Source organism: Kitasatospora sp. NPDC048296 (assembly GCF_043201815.1).
Taxonomy (GTDB): domain Bacteria; phylum Actinomycetota; class Actinomycetes; order Streptomycetales; family Streptomycetaceae; genus Kitasatospora.
The window spans coordinates 1-20,493 of record NZ_JBICZB010000061.1; the positions used below are offsets into that span (position 1 = coordinate 1).

Below are 20,493 nucleotides of genomic sequence, written 5' to 3' on the forward strand. Positions count from 1 at the left end.
TCGCCCTCGTCATGCTCTGCCTCGGCGGCAACCGACCCACCCTGCCCGGCCGCCAACCCGCGTGATCACACCCACAGGTACGTCAGAAGAGCCCCTTTTCGCGTCCGCTGGGCCTGTGGCCGGGGCGGACTCCTGTCCCACGGCAATGCTCCTGACGGTGCGTGCCGTCCTCCAGTCCCCATTCCCGCGTCACCAGGTGGTGTCGTCGGCCGTGCCGCCGAACCGGCGGCCCGCGCCAGCCGCACCCAGTGGCGGGACCACAGCCCCCGAGGGAAGGCCACGGCCCCAGCGGAGCCCACCCGGCGGGCTCGCGGCCCCTGGCGCGTCGTCAAGGACTTCCTGCAACCGGGGACCGTGCGTGAGCCGGTCGAGGAACCCACGTGAGGGCCGGAAAGCCTACGTGAGTTTCACGGATGTCTCGGTGCGCCCATTCACCGCAGGATCGTCCCGAACGGGGATCACCGACAGGGGCGAAACCATGACGACGATGACGGCGCCGGCTGATCTGTACGCCACCAGGGCGTACACCGAGTCGAGGTTGGAGCGGCTCTACGAGGCCAACGCCGCCGGACTGTTGCGCACGATGCTCAGCTGGACCAGGGGCGATCGGCAGGCAGCCGAGGACCTGCTGCAGGAGACCATGCTGCGGGCGTGGCAGAACCTCCCGCGCCTGCACGAGAACCCGAAGACGGTGCGGCCGTGGCTGCTGACGGTGGGGCGCCGGCTGTCGATCGACGCAGTACGGGCCAGGGCCGCCCGCCCGCCGGAGGTCGACGACGCCCCGCTGGCGCGGGTCCCGGCGGACGGCGAACCGTACGAGCAGGTGGTCAACCGGCAGTTGCTCGAAGGCCCACTGGCCGGGCTCAGCCAGATGCACCGTGACACGCTGTTCCAGGTCTACTACCTGCAGCGCTCGGTACGGCAGGCCGCCGAGGCCCTGGGGGTGCCCGAGGGCACCGTCAAGTCCCGTACGCACACCGCCCTGCGGGCACTGCGGGACGCGCTGGGGGAAAGTGCCCGCTGAGCCGGCCCGGCCACGGCCACGGCCACGGCGACGGCGACGGCGAGCAGGTTCATCCCTCTCCAGGGCTGGGGCTGGCCATCAGGTGCAGGGCCGGCAGGCTGCGGCGGCGGATCATCCACTCGGCAACCACCAGGTTCGGCAGCCAGCACAGGAACGGCAGCGGGGCGTAGGCGTGCGGCATGATCGTGTCGATCGGGTCGACGCCGTGCACGAACGGGATCTGGACCAGGATCAGTACGCCGTACCACAGACGCAGGGTGACCGCGGCGTAGGTGAGTGCGAAGTTGCGGATCATCCAGGCCTGGTGGCTGCGGACGTCGCGCTCGCGAATGGCCCGGTAGGCGCGCCAGGCGGTCCAGCCCCACAGCACCGCCAGCGTTCCGAAGCCGAAGAACCCGAGCAGGCCGACGGTGCTGAAGAACGACATCACGAACGCCGCCACCGCCCCGACCCCGACGCCGACCAGGTAGACCCGCCCGATCCCCCGGTGCACGGCCGCGCGCCGCACGCGCAGCCGGCGGGAGAACTGCCAGGGGCCCAGCGCCAGGGCCAGCCCCGCGAAGACGATGTGGAAGTAGAACGCCGCCTGGACCGGCCAGGGCTGGGTGGCGTAGTCGGGCGCCAGCCCGACGTGCTGCCGCCCGAGGGAGGACAGCGTGCCCTGGGCGTACTGGCCCACGAAGTAGCCGGCGATCGCCACCGACGAGAAGGTGACCCAGGCCCAGCTCCAGCGCCCTCGCCCCTTCCGGGGACGCGACCGCTGCTGGGGCGGTGCGGGCGGTGCGGGCGGCGCAATGGAGGCCATGCGTAACTCCCGGTTCTGGGTGACACCCGATGTAAGCGCCTCTAACATACACTGATGTTAGAGGTATTTACATAGCCGCGAGGCAGAACGCAGGTTCGACGTCGGAGGTGCCGGGGCGACGACAGGATGGGCGCGGATCGGAGCCGGCAGCCCGCCGTATCAGCGCCGTCCAACACCACCGGGCACCGCCCACAGGCGCGGCACCCGGTCGTTTTCCCTCGCCGGACCTCCTCGTCCAGCGCGCATCTCGTCGGCGCCGGCTCGAACTACCGCCAGATCAGAACGACGCACCCCCGGCCAGGGGGGCGCGCCACATTCCCCATCCCCCTCCCTGATCGAGGACCTGCCGGCACCCCGGTCACAGCCCCAGCATCGCCGACAGCGTGGCAGCGGCCAGCTCCTCGGGTGAGCCGTCCATCCCGAAGCGCTCGTGCGGCTGCCGCAGACTGAGCACCGCGAGGCCGTGCAGGGTCGCCCAGATGGACCTGGTCAACAGCTCCGCCGAAGGGACGGTAGTCACCACTGCGGCCCGCTGAGCCTCCTCGACCGCACACAACAGCACCTCGAACGAGTCGTGCCCGACCGGCTCGGCGCCCGACCGACTGCGGAACATCGTGACGAACAGACCCGGGTGCTCCTGCGCGAACCGCACGTACGCCCCGCCCAGCCGCAGCAGCCGTTCCGCCACGCCACCGGTGGCAGCGGCCACCTGCTGGAGATTCCGGTACAGCGTCGCGTAGCCCTGGTCGGCCACGGCCGCCAGCAGTTCGTCCCTGCTCTCGAAGTGGCGGTACGGCGCAGCCGTGCTCACCCCCGCCCGCCGGGCCACCTCGTTGAGGCTGAACTGCTCGTGCCCCCGCTCGGCCAGGATGTCCCGGGCCCCCTCGATCAGCGCCTGCCGCAGCGCCCCGTGGTGGTAGCCGGTACGCGACGCCTGCTTGGATTCCACCCGTCCACGCTACCGCCACGCCGGCACCCAACTCGCACGCGGCCCGGCTCGCCTCGGCTGCGAGCCGGGCCGCGGGGGAGCAGGCCGGGGGCGAGGGGCCCGCTCCGAGGCCCGGGGGAGGTGGCCTCACCGGTGAATTACGGGGAACCTGCCCGTTCGGTTCACCCACCACCGGACGGGGCGACGGGGGTGGCGTTCCTGACGGCCTGACCGGCCCGTCGACTCCCGGCCGCCGGCCAGTACGCGATGAAGGCGCGAAGGCACGCGTCGGCCCCGGTCATCGCACAAGCTCGTAGGCGATCTCGAGGGCGGCGTCCATGCGCTCAGCCGTGGAACCTCCCAGTTGTGCGCTGCGGGCGTTCGCCATGAACAGGGCGCTGAGGGCCAGGCGTCCTTTGATTCGGCCTTCGACGGTGTCGCTCGGACTCAGCAGGGTGCCGACGTCGTCCATCCGCTGGCTGAACTCGGCAGCGGCGGACAGGTCGCGCATCGCGGCCTCGCTCGCTTGAGCGAAGCGGGTGAAGATGCCCCAGGGCCCGGACATGAGCGCGTGCAGGCGGCGGAGCACCTCCTGGCGCGTGGCTCCGGTCGCGGGTTGCGCCTTCGCCCAGGCGAGGAGTTCATCGACGCTGTAGGCGAGATCGCGGTGGACGGCCGCGAGGATGTCCTCCTTGCTGCGGTAGTGGTAGTAGAGCGCCGGGCGGGTGATGCCCAGGCGGTCGGCGATCTGCCGCATCGTCGTGCGTTCGTAGCCGAGTTCCGCGAACAGTTCCAGGGCCACCTCGTGGATGCGGGTGCGCGTGTTGGTGCGCCTGCCGTCGGCCTTGCCCTCTGCTCCGGCCCGGACGGGGATGCCTTGACCTGTCATGCCGACTAGCTTACGTTGGCGTCAGCTATTTAGCTTACAGTCACGTAAGTCAGTTCAGGAGTGGCATGCCATGAGATACCGGCTCTTCGGGCGGCGCTCGGGCCTGAGGGTCTCCGAGATCGCGTTGGGCACCGGCAAGTTCGGCACCACCGTGCCCGCGCAGCAGGCGGCCGCAGTCCTGGCCGGATACGCGGATGCCGGGGGCCGCTTCCTCGACACGGCCCCCGGCTACCAGGGCGGGCAGGCCGAGCTCCTGGTGGGGCGCTTCCTCGGCCGGGAGCGGCAGCAGTGGGTGATCGCCACGAAGTACGGGATCGGCACCGAGCGCACCGAGGGATTCGTCGAACGCGGCAACGGCCGCCGGGTGATGATCCGCTCGGTCGAGCAGAGCCTGAAGCGGCTGGGCACCGACTACATCGACCTGCTCTTCACGCACGGCTACGACGCGCACGTGCCGGTCGAGGAGACGCTCGCCGCCTTCGACTCCCTGGTGACCTCGGGGAAGGTCCTCCACGTCGGACTCGGCAACTATCCCGCGTGGAAGATCGCACGCGCGGCGACGATCACCGAACTGCGCGGCCTGACCGCCCTGGCCGGGATCACCACCGAGTACGGACCGGCCGAGCGCGACGCCGAGCGCGAGATCCTGCCCGCCGCCGAGGCACTCGGCCTGGGGGTGACGGCCTGGTCCGTGCTCGGTGGCGGCTTCCTGGCCCGGGAGCCGGATCCCCCGGGCACCCCGCCCGCCTCCCATCTGCCGCACTGGACCGAAGCAGGCCGCCCGGGGCCGCGTGAGGCCGGGGTCCACGAGGCTGTCGCGGCCGTGGCCGCCGAGACCGGACTGCCCCGCGCGACGGTCGGCTACGCGTGGCTGCTCGAGCGTGCCCGCACATCCAGCACGGCCCTGATCCCGGTCCTGGGAGCCTCCAGCCCGACACAGCTCGCCGGGAGCCTCAACGCCTTGAGCGTGACGCTCTCCCCCGAGCACCTCGCGCGGATCGACGACGCGGGCACGCCGGCCCTCGGCGAACCGCACGTCCACAACTTCCACAGCGACCCACTGGTCGAGGGCGGGCCCTACCACCGTCCCGCGGTGCCCGTCGCCTAGCTCCCGCTCCGCTCCACAGCTCCCAGGAGTCCAGAAATGCAACAGCGCACCCTACTGATCACCGGCGCGAGCAGCGGGCTCGGCCTGGCCGTCGCCCACCGGGCACTCGCAGCGGGGCACACCGTCATCGGCACGGTCCGCACGGACGAGGCCGCCGCGAAGTTCGAGGCCCTCATTCCCGGGCGTAGTCACGCTCGCCTGCTCGACGTCAGCGACCACCAACACACCCAGGCCGTCATCACCGAGGTCGAGCACACGCTCGGGCCGATCGACGTACTCGTCGCAAACGCCGGATACGGCCACGAAGGCAGCCTCGAGGAATCGAGCATGGACGAATGGCACCGCCAGTTCGACGTGAACGTCTTCGGTGCGGTCGCCGCCTTCAGGGCTGTCCTGCCAGGCATGCGACAGCGCCGCGCGGGACACATCATCGCCATCACGTCTGTCGGGGGACTCATCCCTTCCCCCACCCTCACCGTCTACAACGGCAGCAAATTCGCCCTCGAAGGCATCACCCGATCGCTCGCCGCCGAAGTCGCCAGCTTCGGGATTCACGTCACCGCCGTCGAACCCGGCGCGTTCCGCACCGAGTGGTCAGGGCGATCCATGCACCGCGCCACCCGCTCCGTCCCCGACTACGACGAGCTCATCGATCCGATCAGCACTGCCCGTGCCGGCTTCTACGGCCGCCAGCCCGGCGACCCCGACAAGGCCGGCGAAGCGATTCTCAAGCTCATCGAGCTTCCCGATCCACCCACGCACCTCCTGCTCGGCTCGGACGCCCACCGCGCCGTCACCAGCGCGCTCGCCACCTTCAGCGCCGAGATCGAACAGTGGAGCGAGCTCACGCTGTCCACGAACTACGCCGCAGACCCCGGACGCGCCGGCTGAGGCTGCGCGGCCGGCGCAGCCGGTCACAACAAACGCCCTCTCGGCTCGTGCACGGCCAGTGGACGGTTGAGACCGTGCGCGTGATCCGCCCACCGGAGTGCCACTACGGCGGCGGGCGGGGCCTCAGCGCCTGGTGCCGGCCCGCCAACGCTTCGACCGTGAGCGGCAGTTTGCCGCCCCCGCAATCGTCTCGGACGCCGAGGTGATCTCGCCGCGACTGATCAACAAGGTGCGCGCACCGGTGGGTGTGCTGGGGCTTCAGCCCGCGGCGGACTTCGCCGCCCAGTGGGCGCGGCACGTACACGAGACCGCGCGCTCCGCCAACGCCCCTGGCGCCAGCCCCACAATCGCCGCCCGCCGCATCCACACCGCGAGAAACCTCGTCCGGAATCGTGCTGGCCCAGCGCGCCTCCCGCGCGCATCAGCGCGCCGCGATGTGACTCCCGCGCCGCCGTCTCCCGATGCCGTACGACCACTGCCGCCCCTGAGGGCGACGCGCCTGCGGCCCAGAAGCAAACACCACACAGCGTCACCACGTGACCGCACGACGATCACGAAAATGGCGAAACTTGAGTTCCGCTCAGCCACGGATGAGGGTGGCTGCCCGGTGTCCGATGACCATGCACGGCGCCATGGTGTTGCCGGAGGTCACGCGGGGCAGCACCGAGGCGTCGGCGACCCGGAGGCGCTCCAGGCCACTGACGCGCAGTTCGGAATCGACGACGGCATGGCGGTCGACGCCGATCCGGGCTGTTCCGCACTGGTGCCAGAAGGTGTTGGCCGCTGCGCGGATGTAGGCCGCGACCTCGGCGTCGGAGGCGTTCCCGGGGATCGCGCCTGGGCCCTGGTAGGGGCGCATCGCTTCCGAGTCGGCGATCGCCTCGGCGAACCGGTAGGCATCCACGGCGTCACGCAGGTCGTCGGGTTCGTCGAAGTAGCCGGTCTCGATCACGGGCGCACTCGTCGGGTCGGCGTCGGCGAGCCGCACCGAACCGCGGGAGCGCAGGCGCATGCCGAGCAGGAAGGTGGAGGCCGGCTCCGGCCTGCCGTACCGCGCCTGCGCCTCGGGGCTCATGAACGCGCTCGCGCCGGAGTACATGACGAACTGCGGCGACTCGGCGCGGCCGTCGCTGCCCCAGAAGCACACGGCCTGGGCGCGCGGCGGCGGGGGCAACTCCTGTGCGCCGGCCTCCCAGACGCAGCCGAAGAGCAGGTGGTCGTCGAGGTTGGCGCCCACGCCGGGGAGATCCTCCAGGACCTTGATGCCGAGCGGTTCGAGGTGCCCGGCGGGCCCGACGCCCGACTGCATGAGGATCTTGGGGGTCTGGACCGCCCCGAGGCTCAGTACGACCTCGCGCGCGGCACGGAAGCGGATCGGACGGCCCTGTGCCACCGCCTCGACGCCGACCGCCCGGTTGCCCTCGAACAGGACCCGGGTGACCAACGTGTGCGTGAGCACCGTCAGGTTGCGCTGTCCGCGCCGTGGGGCGACCAGCGCACGGTAGGGCGAGCGCCGCGTCCCGTCCTCGACGATCTCGTCCCGGACGGCGCACCCGCTCCCCAGCTCGGCCAGCTCCCCGTTCGGGCTGTCGTAGCGATCGAGGCCGACTGACTCGGCTCCCTCGAGCATCGCCGAGAAGAACGGATGGAGCGGCTGCGCCGGCCGGATGTGCATCGGTCCCGCGGTGCCCCGCCGGTCGGGGTCGGGAATGCCGTTCCAGGTCTCGAGTTCGCGGTAGGCGCCGAGTGTCGAGCGGTAGTCCCACCGTGGATCCTGGCAGCTCGCGGCGAGGTCGTCCCAGTCGCGCCGATGGCCGCGCGACCAGACCCCGACGTTGATGCTCGAACCGCCCCCGAGCCCCTTGCCCATCGAGTACGGCAGGCACCGCTGGTCGATGTGGCGGCCCGGCTCGGTGACGAAGCCCCAGTCGCGTTCGCTACCGAGATTCTCGAACCACCGGTCGGGATCGGACACCCGCTCGTCGACGTCGTCGGGACCCGCCTCCAAGAGCAGCACCCGCAGGTCCTCGTCGGCCGCAAGCATCCCCGCGACCGTCGATCCCGCCGAGCCCGCGCCGCAGACGATGACGTCGAACTCGACTGCCGGGGCTGCCCCGTTCGCGGCGCTGGTGAATCCGGCCTGCGTCACCTGTTGTTGCCGTTCGTCCACTGTCCGCGCTCCTCACCAAGGCCCGTACGGTCGGGCCATCCTCGTGGTTGTCCCCGCCCGATCACAGCAGCGGTTCCGATCGATCAGTTATTGACACAACGACAATGTGCCCCGCCCGGGCCGTTCATGGTGCCTTGAGCGCTGCCGGAGCGGGCGCTGCTGGTGGCCGTGCACGACTGCACGAACCTGACCATGCGGCAGTCGGCCCCGACTTTCGGCGTCCCGCCGGCGACGGTCTGCCGGGTCGTGCAGCGCATCGGGCCGGTGCTCCTGCCCGGCGGCCGGCTCACGGGACGATGCGGGGCTGTCCGCTCGCGGCGCTGAGGCCGCCGTCGACCGGGAGCTGAGCGCCGGTCACATAGCGTGCCTGCGGACCGGCGAGGAAGGCGACCACGGATGCGATCTCCTCGGGGAACGCGACCCGGCCGAGCGGGATGCGCTCCGCGAAGGCCTTGACCACCGGCGTCTCGGCGGCCAGGCCTGCGGTGATACCGGTGCCCAGCGTAAATCCCGGGTGGACCGCGTTGACACGCACCTGCGGGGCGTGGTCCAAGGCCATGGCCCGGGTCAGGTTGACCACCGCGCCCTTGGCCGCGTTGTAGGCAGCCATGCCGTAGTCGCCGCCCAGGCCGCCCGTGGAGCCCACGTTGACGATCGAGCCGCGCGCGGCCCGCAACGGCCCGAGCGCAGCCCGGCTGGCGTGGAAGACCGCGTCGAGGTTGAGCGCCATCGCGGCTCGCCAGGCGTCGGGGGTCACCGCGTCGACGGCGCCGAACGCGGGCGCGCCCGCGTTGTTGACCAGGACATCCAACCGCCCGAGTTCGGCCTTGATGGAGGCGAACAGCGTGTCGACCTGGTCGGGCACGGTGAGGTCGGCGGTCCGCGCGAGGACCTTCGCGCCCACGGGCGCCCCGGCAGCCGTCCGGTCGAGCTTCTCCCGCGTCCGACCGACCACCACGACCGTCGCGCCCTCGACGGCGAAGCGGCGGGCGATCGCCGCACCGATCCCCGACCCGCCTCCGGTCACCACCACGACCCGCTCGGTGTCCGCGCTCACGACTTCCTCCTCGGCACAGCTCTCGCGATCCGACCCTTCTCGCGGCAGGCAGGGAAATCCGGCCCGACCGGTTCGACTCACCCTAGGAAGGGCGCGGCCCCGTACGCTTGAACGGCAGTGCCACGTCGACAGGACTTCAGCGCCAGGCAGGGGAGGCGACGCGACGGTGTCGGGGACGAGCGGGGCAGGGAGCGGCAGGACCTTCGCGGTCGACGTCAGAGCCCCCGGCGCACCGGAGCGCGGCTTCGACCGGTTCCGGCGCGGCTGGGAGGCGCAGGTCGGCGAGGCCTACCCCGCGCCCGCCTTCACGCCCGGGGCCGCAGGTGAGTTCAGGATCAGCGCCCGTGCCGTCCTGGCGCACGAGTCGGTGGTCGCCGACGTCCGCAGCGAGTCGCTGGTCGGCACCAACGGCAGCGCCCTGGACCAGGGTGACGACCTGGTGCTGTTACACGCGGTGACGCGCAACGCCTGGGACTTCACCCGGCGGCGGGACGGCCGCCTCACCGTTCCCACTGGGGACTTCATGCTCCAGCGCAGCGGGCCGCCGACCTTCGAGGTGGCCCGGCAGGCCAGGGCGACGGTGCTGATCCTGCCCGCCCGCGCGCTCGGCCCGCTCATCGGCGACCGGCTGGTCACCGGCTCCTCGGCCGCGGCCGAGGCGCGGTTGCTGCTGGGGCACGCGCGGCTCGTGTCGCGGACTGCTCCGGACCTCTCCCCGAGTGGCGCGCTGGCCGCCCACCTGGCCCTGATCGAGCTGGTCCGGGGCGTGCTGCGGCAGCGGCCCGACGGCACCGAGCCCGCCCACGCGCCCGCCCTGGCCCAGGCTGCCAGGGATCTCGCGGACGCCCGGCTCACCGACCCGGAGCTCTCACCCGCCCTGCTCGCCAGGGAACTCAGCGTTTCCGTCCGGACCTTGCACCGGGCATTCGCCGGCGCCGAGGAGACCGTCGCCGGATACATCCGCCGTCGCAGGCTCGAACACGCCAGGACCGCCCTTCTGTCCACGACCGGCCGACCGAGCATCTCGGGGCTCGCCGCGTACTGGCAGTTCGCCGACAGCAGCCACTTCAGCCGGGCGTTCAAGCGCCACTACGGCCAGACCCCAGCCGAGTTCGCCCGCGCGTCGGCGAGTCACGCGGTGCCGGGCGGGCACGCCGTATGACGAGGCGGGGTGCGGCACCAGGACGCCGCTGCACCATCCCCCGTGGGGCGGCCGCGGAGTGAGCCGGAGCGGCAGGTCCCGGTGGTCCACCTCCCTGGCATGTCGGCCCGGGCCCGCACTGTCCCGTTCCGCTGGGAAAACCCGGATCCCTACGAGAGGAACAGACTCCCATGACCGGCGACCCGGCGGGCAGTGCCGCAGGCCACCGTCGGCCAGGGCGACGGCAGTGTGTCGGCTGTGCGCGGGGTCGGAGTATCCATGCGTCCTCCTCTGACAGAGCGTGTAGGTGCTTCACGTGGTGACGGGGACCGGGCGGGCGCGCGGCACAACCCAGCGCGGCGCCTTGTCTCGGCGAGGGGCCTGCGGTGTTCATCGCGCCGGGCTGCCGTTGACGGAGTTGGGAGCGGCGCTACGGCCGGATATTGGTACGGCCCCGAAGGCGGGTGGACCGTATCTGACCCATTGCCAGGGTGCTGAGGCCGAACATCATGACGCCCAGGGGGATATGGAGCGAGGGCGTGTGCGCGATGCCCAGCACGACCTGCACCGACGCGAGTACGAGGAAGCCGAAGGCGTACAGGATGGGACGGGGTGTGCCGCCGCCCGGCCGCCAGGCGAGGATCGCGGCGAGCACGTACAGCATGGACGCGCCGTACATCACGCGCGCTCCCACGCTGTACAGCGTCTCGCCGCAGGACGTGGACAGCAGCAGTCCGGCGGTGGCCGCCTGAAAGAAGACGGCCAGGGTCTGCAGGACGAGCATCAGCGCCAGCGACACGCTCTCGGCGAGCTCGACGTCCTCGGCCACGTCCGGCGTGGTGAGCAGCGGCTCGGGCAGCCACTGGCCCACGTACGCCTCCCTGCGGCGCTTCAGGGTGCGCAGTCGGTTGAGGGCCTGACGGGTGGTGATCCGGACCAGGTAGGCGCGCTGGTCACTCACCTGACCGAGGTCGACCTTGACCCATCGCAGCCAGGTCTCCTGGAGGACGTCCTCGGCGTCGGCGGCCGAGCCGAGCATCTCGTAGGCGACGGTGAACAGCAGGTTGCGGTGGGCGACGAACGTCTCGGTCGCCCTGTCCGTGGCGTGGTCGGTCATCTCTCGTGATCTCTCCTCGGCGGCCGGCCTGGCTCCAAGCGGCGTTCGAACATGTGTCAACGGCATGGTCTTTGGCCCGCCGTGCCGCCGGTCGGCCGGGCCGGCCACGAATGCCTGGCTACGCTGCCCGTTCAGCGGCGGCCGCCGCCTTGCCGCGCCTGGCCCGCAGCAGCTGCGGCCGGTGCTTGTCGTCCTTGGGCCAGGTGTGCGAACCGGGCTTGCGCGCCTCTTCCACCAGGTGCTTCACGCTGAACGCGCAGGAGAGTTCCTTGAGCTTCGCTCCAGGTCGGCCGGTGGCGTAGAGCCTCCTCGCGGTGTCGTCCTTGTGGGCGAGTTGGAAGACGGCGGCGTGACGACCCAGGCTGATGCACATGGCGGGGAACGACAGGTTGATGGGCGCAGGCCGCCCTCCCGCGATCCGGCTCAGCACCGTGTCGGCGGCGTGTGCGCCCAGGCAACCCGCGGTGTAGGCGCTCATCCGGAACGGCAGGTCCGACGGTGCTGCCGAGTCCCCGGCCGCGATGATGCGCTCGTCGTCCACGCTGGTCAGCGTCTCGTCCGTGAGCAGGCGCCCTGCGGCGTCGGTGTTCAGCCCGCTGCACATGGCCAGATCGGGCACGCCGAAGCCGGCGGTCCAGATGGTGACCTCGCTCGGCAGTTCGCGGCCGTCAGCGAGGTGCACGGCGTCTCGGGTCACGGCCGTGACCTTGGTGCCGGGGCCGTCGAGTACGGTCAGTCCGAGCTTGGCGAGCCGCTTGGAGGCCGTGCGTCGGGCCCGGGGGTGCAGGTGCGGGCCGAGCACGCCTCCGCACACCAGGGTCACCCGGCGGCCCTGCTCCGCCAGCTCGGCGGCGGTCTCGATGCCGGTCGGACCGCCCCCGACCACCGTTACCGTGGCCGTGGCGGGAGCGGCGTCGAGGATCGACCGCAGCCGCTGCGCCTTCTCCAGGGTGGCGATCGGGTGGGCAAACTCGGCTGCTCCGGGCACGCCCGGGTCGGCGCTGCCACTGCCCGCCGCGTAGATCAGGTAGTCGTAGCCGACCGTGCCGCCCGTCGCCAGCGTCACGCCGCGTTCGGCCGCGTCGATCCGGGTCGCGCTGTCGATCACCAGCCGGACGCCGTCGGCCAGGACGTCCCGGTAGTCGACGACCGCGTCGTGGGATCCGCCCACCAGTTGGTGCAGGCGCAGCCGCGGGACGAAGACCGGACGCGGGTTGATCAGCGTCACGGTCACGTCGCCGCGCTGCGTCAGGCGGTTCGCAGCCATCACGCCGGCGTACCCGCCGCCGATCACGACCACGTCGGTGCTGTCAGCCATGGTGTCTCCTCCGTCTCCAGGGGGGTTCGGCCTCAAGACACCGCGCTGTCGATGACTGTGACAGCATGTGGCGCAGATCACTTTACGGGTGTGGGCTCGGCGCTACGGTCGGTCGGCTGGAGGACAGCCCTCCTCCCCGGCAGGACGGACACTGCCGATGCGGCACCAGCCTGACGCGCTTGCACGCTCGCGGCGTTCACCGGTTGCGATGACGTCCGGTCGAAGCCTGGCCGCGGTCGGCGTCGGGTCACCACTGGGCGATGAGCGGCGTGTCCGGTTCGTGCTGCCGCCAGGCTTCGTTGAGGCGGGTGAGGCAGCTGGGGGCGGCGATGCCGCGCACGGTCGCGATCCTGTCGCCCGTGATGTCGAATGTCACGGCGCCGACGACCTGGTCGCCGGGCACGAAGAGGATGGCGGGGGCGCCGTTGACGAGCGCGTAGTGGACGGCGGACGTGCCGCCGGCGAGTCGCCGCTTCGCGGCTGTGGGTTTGAAGCCGGCCCGTGCGATGGCGGCGATGCGCTGCGCGGTGTCGTACTGCAGCAGCTTCTCGGTCAGGCCGGCGCCGTCGGAGATCGCGGTCGCGTCGTCGGTGAGCAGTGCCACCAGCCGTTCGGTGCGGCCGGAGGAGGCGGCGGCGAGGAATTCCTCGACGATCCTGCGGGCGGCTGCCGGGTCGGCTTCGCCGCCGCCACGGCGCGCGGTGGTGATGCGGCGCCGGGCCCGGTGAAGGTGCTGCTGGCTCGCGGACTCGGCGATGCCGAGGATCTCGGCGATCTCGGCGTGGCTGTAGGAGAACGCCTCGCGCAGGACGTAGACCGCCCTCTCGAGGGGTGACAGGCGCTCCATGAGAGTCAGCACGGCCAGGGAGACCGATTCGCGCTGCTCGAACGTGTCGGCCGGGCCGAGCATCGGGTCGCCGTCGAGGAGCGGTTCGGGCAGCCAGGCGCCCACGGCGCGTTCGCGGCGAGCCTGCGCCGAGCGAAGCCGGTCCAGGCACAGGTTGGTGACGACCTTGGTCAGCCACGCCTCCGGCACCTTGATCCGCTGCCGGTCGGCGGCCTGCCAGTGCACGAACGCGTCCTGCACGGCGTCCTCGGCGTCGGTGGCGGAGCCGAGGAGACGGTACGCCAGCGAGGCCAGCCGGTTGCGGCCGGCCTCGAACCGACTGGTGTCGAAGCGATCAGTGGCGGCGCTGTCCACGCGGACCACCCTAGGCGGCTACGCGACCGTCTTCGCGCCGGACGAGACTACGCTATCGGCAGTCGCGTCCGGAGCGGCGGCCAGGCGGTGCTTGCGCTTGGGCATGCCGAGGGTCGGGTGCGAGGTGGCCCAGCAGGAGAGTGCGACAAGGCGCACCTTGAGCCGCGCGGACTTCCGGCCGCCCATGTGCTTCGGCTTCGGCTGCCCTTCGTCGTCGACCCCCTGCCAGATCGCGTCCCCCTGCCCAAGGCTGATGTGGTTGTACGTGTAGACCAGCTTGGTGTTCGCGATCTTGCGGCCGGTCAGGCGCCCCAGGATCGTCTCGATGGCCTGCTGGCTGGTGCAGGCGGCCGAGGCGCAGGACATCGGCAGCGGTCGGCCGTTGTCGCCGATGGCATAGGCGCCGTCGCCGATGGCGTAGACGTTCGGGTGTGACACCGACCGCATGGTGCGGTCGACGACGATCCGACCGTTCCCGGTGACCTCCAGCCCGCCGGCGGCGGCGATGGGGTCGACCGCGAACCCGGCCGTCCACACGGTCGCATCGGACGCCACGGCGGTGCCGTCGGCGCACAGCACCCGCGTCGCTTCGACGACCTCGACCATGGTGTGCTCCAGGACGGTGACGCCCAGCCGGTCGCAGGCCCGGCGCAGGCGGCTGCGGGCTCCGACGGAGAGCCGGGCGCCCAATTCGCCGCGGGCGATGAGCGTCACCGACAGCCCGGGGCGGGATTCGGCGATCTCGGTGGCGGTCTCGATACCGGTCAACCCGTCGCCGACGACCACCACACTCCCGCCGTCGCCTCGCCTGCCCAGGCTGTCCAAGCGCTCGCGCAGGCGCAGCGCCGAGGGCCGGGCGGCGACGTCGAAGGCGTGCTCGGCCGCGCCGGGAACGCCGTCGACGTCGCCGTGGCTGCCGAGCGCGTAGAGAAGCGTGTCGTAGCCGAGCTCGCCGCCGCCGTCGGCGTCGGCCACGGCGACGACCTGGCGCTCGGGGTCGACGGCGGTGACCCGGGCCACGCGCAGCCGGATCCCCGTGCCCGCGAACACGCCGACAAGCTTCGGAGCCTCGACGTCCCGGCCGGCCGCCAACTGGTGCAGGCGCATCCGCTCGACGAAGTCCGGTACAGCATTGACCACGGTGATCTCGACGTCCGCCGGCGACAGCCGGCGCGCCAGATTCCCGGCCGTGTAGGCCCCAGCATAGCCGGCGCCGAGAACGACAATGCGGTGCTTCATGAGTAGCTCCTGTCGGTTCGCTTGCTCCCGGTGACTTGAGCGGAACAGCGCCCCGATCCCTGACAGGAACGGCATGTGACGCGAGTCACAGTGCGACGGGTGGCTTTGGATGCGTGACCGGACAGCACTCGAACCCGGGTCCGGGATGCGACCGGCGTACGCCGGTGAGTCGGTTCGTGAGCTTCGGCAGCACGGACACTCGCCGGAGCGCGGTCCCATGCGCTGGTGAGCTGGTCAGCCGGCGCGGCGGGAGCGGGTCAGCGCCCGCCCGCTGAGGGCTGTGCCGGTCAGTCCCGCCAGCAGGGCCACGCAGGCCCCGCCCAGGCCGTTTCCGGTGCCGAGGCCGCCGGAGGCGGTGGCCGCCACCAGGGCGCCGAGGGCCGTGCCGGTCAGTCCCGCCAGCAGGGCCACGACGGCTCCGCGTCGCCCCGGGCCGGCGCCGATCCGGCCGGTGGAGCGGGCCAGAGCCAGCCCGCCGACGACCACGCCGGTCAGCGCCGGCGTCGCGGCCGCGATCGCCCCGAGTCGCCCGGCGCTCAAGGTGTACACACTGACGGCGACCGGATGCACCGAGGTATGAGCGGCCGCCGGTTCGGCGAACACGACACCTCCGGCGTCCGGACCAACCTCGAAGTCGCCCGCCGGCAGGCGACGTGCTCGGCCGGGACCCGGCGGCCGGGGGTACCTGAGCCTTCATCCAGGCCGATGGATCCTCCCTCTACCACCCGCCGTCCCCGGCGAACGACCAGACTCCGCTCGACGTGGACTGCGCGATCGCGCTCAACGGTCCTGGCGTGGGCCCGAGAGGTGTGACCCTGCCGCGGCTGGAGAGCGGCCGCATCTACTTCTCCGTCGACGCCAAGCTCACCTTCCTGATGAACCGCGACGGAGGCCTGGTCCTTCCCTCCGTGAGTAACCCCGGCGACCCCAACACGAACGTCCGCCACGGCTTCTGCGAATTCACCTACAACAACGATCAGCTGTACGCCAACATCACCTTCGTGGACCTGGTCTGCCTTCCGATCGCCTTCCAGCTGGAGACCGGCCAGGCCACCCAGACGGTGCGCGGGCTACCCTCAGACGGACTGGCCCGGGTCGCCGACGCCCTGCGAGCCCAGTCCGCCGCCGACGGCAGCGACTGGAGCCGGCTGATCGTCAGCGGGGACGGCGGCGACCTGCGAGTTCTCAGCCCCAACCTGGCGATCACGGTTCACCACGTGCCCGGGACCGATTGCATGAGCACCCGTCAGAGTCCGGACTCGCCGAGGCGAGGTTCTCCTCGAGCAGGGCGGCGAACGGCAGACTGTCCGGTGCGGTTGGTCGGGTCGGCGTTGGCGCCCGAGCACCGGCGCGGGCACGGCGCTCTGAACCGGGGCCTCATCGAGATCGGCCGGCTACGGCGCTCCTTGGCCCGGGGTGTCGCTGCCGCGGGCTGCGGATGGCCGGCTGGTCCTGGCCGTGGACGTCTCCCACTCACTGGCTGCGGCCCGATGCCGCCACCAGCGACGAGTTCGGTCGATCGCACGAGGTGAATTCGGCCTCAGGACAGTTTCGCTTCGGGGGCGAAGGCGGGCAGCTTCTCAAGACTGCTGCGCACGGCCTCGGCGCCGTACTCGAACATCTGCCGCTCGTAGTCGTCGACCGCGCTGAGCAGATCCTGACGGCCTTCGTTGGCCTCGATCAGGCAGCGGCGCAGCAGGTCGGCGTCGCGCAGCGCGGTGTTCGCGCCGTTGCCGCCGGTCGGGGAGGTGGCGTGGATCGCGTCGCCGAGCATTGTGACCGGGCCGGAGGCCCAGCGCTCACCGGGCTTGACCGCCCGGATGGACAGCAGCGTGCTGTTGTCCGGGTCGGCCTGCTCGATCAGCGCGCGCAGCTCCGGGTGCCAGCCTTCCATCCTGGACAGCACGGCGTCCTGCGCGGTCAGGTATCCCAGCGAGCCGTTCGGCGGCAGGATCATGGCCCAGCGCACGTAGTCGCCGATGTCGGGCAGCGTGACTTCGGGGGCCAGTTGCTCGGCGGCCTGCTTCGGCGGGGTACGGAAGCGCATCGCGCCGAGCAGCAGGCTGACGCCGCAGCCCGTGATCTTCGAGCCGTAGGCCCTGGACAGGTCGGCGAACTCGTCGGTCAGCGGGGTGCGGCCGATGACGAACCGGACGCCGGTGTCGGTCGGGGTGGTCTGCGGCGACAACACCCCGCGGATCGCGGAGGTGACGCCGTCCGCGCCGACGAGCAGGTCGGCGGTGGCCGGGTCGCGGCGGGCGAACCGGGCTCGGACATTGCCGTCGGCCAGCACGTCGTAGCCGGTCAGCGCGGCATCGGTGTGCACGGTGAGGCCGGTCAGCAACAGGTGCCGCAGCACCTGGCGGTCGACCACGATGCCGGTCCGGCCCGCGCCGAGCCTGCCGATCTCGTTCAGCTGCGGGTCCAGGACCAGTTGCTCGGCGGAGGCGTCCATGACGATCTCGTCCAGCAGCGGGTGCCAGCGTGTCGGCAGGCAGTCGCGCACCGCACGGAAACCGATCGGGTTCAGCACGAGCCGGTAGCGCGGCGGGCCAAACCAGGGAGCGCCGCAGCGCCTACTCCGGGACCCGCCGCTGGCCCGTCGGCCGCCCGGTACCGGTGCGCTACCAGCCCGACGCCCCGCAGACCGCAGTAATCGACACCCGAGCGCAGAAGACGGCGGTCATCGGCGTCATGGTGCTCGTGGGCACGACCTTCACCGCGATTCCGCTGCTGCTTCTGACGCACGTCGTGTGACGCCGCGGATCCTGTGGGTACCGATTCGCCTTGCCCAACAGCCGGAAAGGAACGCCTCGTTCACGAAAGACAGCTTGCCCTGTCAGGTGTCGAGCGTGGAGATCCAGTCGCGCAGGGTCCGGCTGTAGAGCTGCGGGTCGCTGCCGTGCATGACGTGGCCGGCCTGCGGGAACGACAGGTAGTCGAATCGTTGGCCGGCTTTGGTGATCAGCTCGCGGGCGTGCCGGACCTGCAGGTCCGAGATGGCGCCCTGGAGCCGGCCCGACTCCTCGTCGACGTGGTGGAAGTGGTGGGTGAAGAGCACCGGAACCTTGACCGCCGCGAGCATCCGGGCGTGGTCGGCCGAGGCGCTGGCCGAGCCGCTGGCGAACGCGCGGGCCCACTCGGGGTCGTACTCCTTGAACGTCTGGGGCGGTTCGTCCCCACCGAGGAAGTCACCCATCGCCGCGAGGCCCCGGGCGAGCGCTGGCGGCAGGTCGGTGGCGATGGCCTTCTTCAGGCCCGGCCAGTCGCCGACCGACCACTGGTCGCCGAGGTACTTGTTCATCAGCTCGAACCACGGGCCGATGGCCTGGTGCATGCCCTGGCCGTACGCGGGCTGGATCTCCGAGGAGAAGAGCGGTGCGTCCTCGCAGTACGCGCCTCGTAGCATGCCGGGCGGCGCGTAGGCGGAGAGCCACGCGGCGATGACGCCGCCGGAGGACAGGCCGCAGGCGACGACCGGTCGCCCGATGCGTCCGCTGACGAACCGGACCAGGTCGTTGCCCATGTTGTCGAGCGTGTAGCGCCCCGGGGTACGGGTGGAGCGGCCCTGGCCGCGCAGGTCGACGGCGAAGACCTCGAAGTCGTCCTCAAGCAGCTGCATCGCCGCCTCGTAGCCCCACCAGGACTCCCCTTGCGCCGGGATGAGCAGCAGGGCCGGGTTCTGGGGCGATCCGGTGGTGGCGTAGTTGAGCGTGATCTCCCCGGTGTCGAAGCCGTGCTCGGGGTAGGCGTGTGTGACGTAGGTGGCCTCTGGGTTGTGCGGTCCGTAGGTCATGGGCTTCTCCTCTCTCGGGGCCCCGGATCCGGTGCCGTCAGTGGCCGGGCGCGGGCGCCGTGAAGTAGTCGCAGGTGTCGAAGTCGGCGAACAGGTCCGGGTGGGTCGGTGCCCAGCCGAGGACCTGCCGGGTGACCTGGGTGCTGGTGGGGTTGTCGAGGGCGACGAACATGGCCAGCGGCCCGAAGTGGGCCTGGACCTGGTCGGCCGGGATGCTCACCGCCTGGATGCCGAGGTGCTCGGCGATGCGTCCGGCGATCTCGCGCATCGTGATGCCCTCCTGCCCTGCCGCGTGCCAGCGGGTGCCGGCCGGCGCGTTCTCCAGCGCCAGGCAGAACAGGTGGGCGACGTCGCGGGTGTGGCCGGCGGGCCAGCGGTTCGCCCCGTCCCCGGGGTAGCCGGAGACACCACTGCGGCGCGCGATGGCGATCAGGGTCCTGGCCAGGCCGGTGCGGTCGAGTTCGCTGTGGGTGATGGGCGGGACGCGCACGACCGAGGCGCGCACGCCGCGTTCGGCCAGGGCGATCACGGCGTTCTCGTTGCCGGAGCGTCCGCTGGGGCCGCCCGTGTCGTGCTCGGTGCCGGGCCGGCCCAGGCCTGCGGTGGCCAGGCCGAGCGTGCCGGAGGCGGCGACCAGCGGCTTGCCGGTTCCGGCGAGCGCGTCGCCGAGCGCGTCGAGGGCGGCGCGTTCCGCGCCGACGGCGGCGGGGAGGTTTCCGGAGCGCAGCTGCTCGTGGTCGAACGCGAGGTGGATCACGCCGTCGCACGGTGCGGCGGCCCCGCCGATCGACTCGGGGTCGGCGAGGTCGCCGCGGTGCACGCGGGCGCCGTACCCGGCCACGGTCGCCGCGGCGGCCTCGGAGCGGGCGAGGCCGAGGACGTCGTGTCCGGCGGCGATGAGCTCGGGGATGACTGCCGCGGCGAGGTGGCCGGACGCTCCGGTGACGAAGACACGCATGGAGACTCCTTGAATGTGGTGGCCTGGGGCCGGTGAAAGTGATGGGAGCTTGTCCCATCACTTTCACCGTAGCAGCTGATGGGACTTGGTGCCATCACTCGGGTAGGGTGGCCACATGGCCAGATGGGAACCCAACGCGCCGGAGCGCCTCGAACGCGCCGCGCTCGCCCTGTTCACCGAACAGGGCTACGACGCGACCACCGTCGTCCAGATCTCGGAGCGCGCGGGACTGACCAAGAGCACCTTCTTCCGCCACTTCGCCGACAAGCGGGAGGTGCTCTCCGGCCGCCAGGGCCTGCTGGCGGAGCGCTTCGGCTCGGCCATCCGCGACGCTCCGGCCGCGGCCACGCCCGCCGCCTGCCTGGCCGCGGCGCTGGAGTCGGCCGCCCCCGGCTTCACCCCGGACCGCCACGACCTCGCGGTCCAACGGCTGGCGATCGTCGCCGCCCACAGCAAGCTGCGAGAACGCGAACTGCTCAAACTCGCCGGCCTTGCCACCGCCGTCGCCGACGCACTCCAGGCGCACGGCACCGAGGAGACCACCGCGCGCCTCGCCGCCGAGATCGGCGTCCTCGCCTTCACGCTCACCATCTCGCGCTGGGCCGCACCGGAGAACGAGCAGCCCTACACCGAGATCGCGCGCACCACCCTCGCCGACCTGTGCGCCCGCGCGGCCACCCTCGACGCGTAGCGGCGAATCGGCGCCACCACCGTTGACGCGTGGCCTCCCTGCCGGTGCGCCAGATCCGCGTGGTGGTCGCCGCCGAGGGCGCGTGCTAGCGTCAACGGTGGACGTACGAAAGTCACGGTCCGGTAGGTAGTCCGGATGGCGAAGCAGTGCTCGCACACTG

General features: G+C 71.6%; 19 protein-coding genes and 1 pseudogene. 7 read left to right on the forward strand and 13 right to left on the reverse strand.

Annotated elements, in window-relative coordinates:
* Positions 1-478: 478 nt before the first annotated feature.
* Positions 479-1,024, forward strand: a complete 546-nt coding sequence (locus ACGF12_RS28750) for a sigma-70 family RNA polymerase sigma factor (protein WP_393036091.1) — start codon at positions 479-481, stop codon at positions 1,022-1,024.
* 49 nt (positions 1,025-1,073) lie between these two features.
* On the opposite strand, the gene ACGF12_RS28755 is transcribed toward ACGF12_RS28750, so the two are convergent.
* The 3 genes from ACGF12_RS28755 to ACGF12_RS28765 all read right to left on the reverse strand — a co-directional run bounded on the left by ACGF12_RS28755 (position 1,074) and on the right by ACGF12_RS28765 (position 3,646).
* Positions 1,074-1,724: a DUF2306 domain-containing protein gene (locus ACGF12_RS28755; protein WP_393036094.1), complete on the reverse strand. Its 651-nt coding sequence runs from the start codon at positions 1,722-1,724 to the stop codon at positions 1,074-1,076.
* A gap of 463 nt (positions 1,725-2,187) precedes the next feature.
* Positions 2,188-2,778: a TetR/AcrR family transcriptional regulator gene (locus ACGF12_RS28760; protein ID WP_393036097.1), complete on the reverse strand. Its 591-nt coding sequence runs from the start codon at positions 2,776-2,778 to the stop codon at positions 2,188-2,190.
* Positions 2,779-3,055: 277 nt separating this feature from the next.
* Positions 3,056-3,646 carry a TetR/AcrR family transcriptional regulator gene (locus tag ACGF12_RS28765; RefSeq protein ID WP_393036099.1) on the reverse strand — a complete coding sequence of 197 codons (591 nt, stop codon included), beginning with the start codon at positions 3,644-3,646 and terminating at the stop codon, positions 3,056-3,058.
* Between the two features lie 70 nt (positions 3,647-3,716).
* Here ACGF12_RS28765 and ACGF12_RS28770 point away from each other — a divergent pair, with 70 nt between their 5' ends.
* Both ACGF12_RS28770 and ACGF12_RS28775 read left to right on the forward strand, forming a co-directional pair.
* A complete protein-coding gene (locus ACGF12_RS28770; protein ID WP_393036102.1) occupies positions 3,717-4,754 on the forward strand; it encodes an aldo/keto reductase in 1,038 nt (345 codons plus the stop codon).
* A 36-nt stretch (positions 4,755-4,790) separates the two neighbouring features.
* A complete protein-coding gene (locus ACGF12_RS28775) occupies positions 4,791-5,645 on the forward strand; it encodes an oxidoreductase (RefSeq protein WP_393036105.1) in 855 nt (284 codons plus the stop codon).
* Between the two features lie 580 nt (positions 5,646-6,225).
* On the opposite strand, the gene ACGF12_RS28780 is transcribed toward ACGF12_RS28775, so the two are convergent.
* Positions 6,226-7,815 (reverse strand): GMC family oxidoreductase, encoded by a 1,590-nt coding sequence (locus ACGF12_RS28780; RefSeq protein ID WP_393036108.1) that lies wholly within the window; start codon positions 7,813-7,815, stop codon positions 6,226-6,228.
* Between the two features lie 286 nt (positions 7,816-8,101).
* Positions 8,102-8,872, reverse strand: coding sequence for an SDR family NAD(P)-dependent oxidoreductase (locus ACGF12_RS28785; protein WP_393036113.1), 771 nt, complete (start codon positions 8,870-8,872; stop codon positions 8,102-8,104).
* Positions 8,873-9,038: 166 nt separating this feature from the next.
* On the opposite strand from ACGF12_RS28785, the gene ACGF12_RS28790 reads away from it, so the two are divergent.
* On the forward strand, positions 9,039-10,034 hold the full coding sequence (locus tag ACGF12_RS28790) for a helix-turn-helix domain-containing protein (protein ID WP_393036116.1): 996 nt from the start codon (positions 9,039-9,041) through the stop codon (positions 10,032-10,034).
* Between the two features lie 739 nt (positions 10,035-10,773).
* Here the strand turns inward: ACGF12_RS28790 and ACGF12_RS28795 are convergent.
* The 5 genes and pseudogenes from ACGF12_RS28795 to ACGF12_RS28815 all read right to left on the reverse strand — a co-directional run.
* Positions 10,774-11,130 (reverse strand): annotated as a pseudogene (locus ACGF12_RS28795) (sigma factor); the annotation flags it as partial.
* A gap of 118 nt (positions 11,131-11,248) precedes the next feature.
* Positions 11,249-12,448, reverse strand: a complete 1,200-nt coding sequence (locus tag ACGF12_RS28800) for an NAD(P)/FAD-dependent oxidoreductase (RefSeq protein ID WP_393036119.1) — start codon at positions 12,446-12,448, stop codon at positions 11,249-11,251.
* Between the two features lie 247 nt (positions 12,449-12,695).
* Complete coding sequence (locus tag ACGF12_RS28805) at positions 12,696-13,649, reverse strand: sigma-70 family RNA polymerase sigma factor (protein ID WP_393036122.1); 954 nt, start codon at positions 13,647-13,649, stop codon at positions 12,696-12,698.
* A gap of 18 nt (positions 13,650-13,667) precedes the next feature.
* Positions 13,668-14,888 (reverse strand): NAD(P)/FAD-dependent oxidoreductase, encoded by a 1,221-nt coding sequence (locus tag ACGF12_RS28810; protein WP_393036125.1) that lies wholly within the window; start codon positions 14,886-14,888, stop codon positions 13,668-13,670.
* Positions 14,889-15,122: 234 nt separating this feature from the next.
* The gene (locus tag ACGF12_RS28815; protein WP_393036128.1) at positions 15,123-15,491 is read right to left on the reverse strand and encodes a DUF6223 family protein; all 369 of its coding nucleotides are present in this window, start codon (positions 15,489-15,491) and stop codon (positions 15,123-15,125) included.
* 92 nt (positions 15,492-15,583) lie between these two features.
* On the opposite strand from ACGF12_RS28815, the gene ACGF12_RS28820 reads away from it, so the two are divergent.
* Positions 15,584-16,420: a beta-1,3-glucanase family protein gene (locus ACGF12_RS28820; RefSeq protein WP_393036221.1), complete on the forward strand. Its 837-nt coding sequence runs from the start codon at positions 15,584-15,586 to the stop codon at positions 16,418-16,420.
* Positions 16,421-16,428: 8 nt separating this feature from the next.
* Here the strand turns inward: ACGF12_RS28820 and ACGF12_RS28825 are convergent, their stop codons facing one another.
* The gene (locus ACGF12_RS28825; protein ID WP_393036131.1) at positions 16,429-17,421 is read right to left on the reverse strand and encodes an FAD-dependent oxidoreductase; all 993 of its coding nucleotides are present in this window, start codon (positions 17,419-17,421) and stop codon (positions 16,429-16,431) included.
* Between ACGF12_RS28825 and ACGF12_RS28830 the strand changes: the two genes are divergently transcribed.
* Positions 17,373-17,645 (forward strand): DUF3592 domain-containing protein, encoded by a 273-nt coding sequence (locus ACGF12_RS28830; protein WP_393036134.1) that lies wholly within the window; start codon positions 17,373-17,375, stop codon positions 17,643-17,645. The two genes, ACGF12_RS28825 and ACGF12_RS28830, sit on opposite strands and share 49 nt — an antisense overlap.
* Positions 17,646-17,727: 82 nt before the next feature.
* On the opposite strand, the gene ACGF12_RS28835 is transcribed toward ACGF12_RS28830, so the two are convergent.
* Both ACGF12_RS28835 and ACGF12_RS28840 read right to left on the reverse strand, forming a co-directional pair.
* Positions 17,728-18,684 (reverse strand): alpha/beta fold hydrolase, encoded by a 957-nt coding sequence (locus ACGF12_RS28835; RefSeq protein ID WP_393036137.1) that lies wholly within the window; start codon positions 18,682-18,684, stop codon positions 17,728-17,730.
* Between the two features lie 37 nt (positions 18,685-18,721).
* Complete coding sequence (locus ACGF12_RS28840) at positions 18,722-19,642, reverse strand: SDR family oxidoreductase (protein WP_393036139.1); 921 nt, start codon at positions 19,640-19,642, stop codon at positions 18,722-18,724.
* A gap of 115 nt (positions 19,643-19,757) precedes the next feature.
* Between ACGF12_RS28840 and ACGF12_RS28845 the strand changes: the two genes are divergently transcribed.
* Complete coding sequence (locus tag ACGF12_RS28845) at positions 19,758-20,333, forward strand: helix-turn-helix domain-containing protein (RefSeq protein ID WP_393036142.1); 576 nt, start codon at positions 19,758-19,760, stop codon at positions 20,331-20,333.
* Positions 20,334-20,493: the final 160 nt, after the last annotated feature.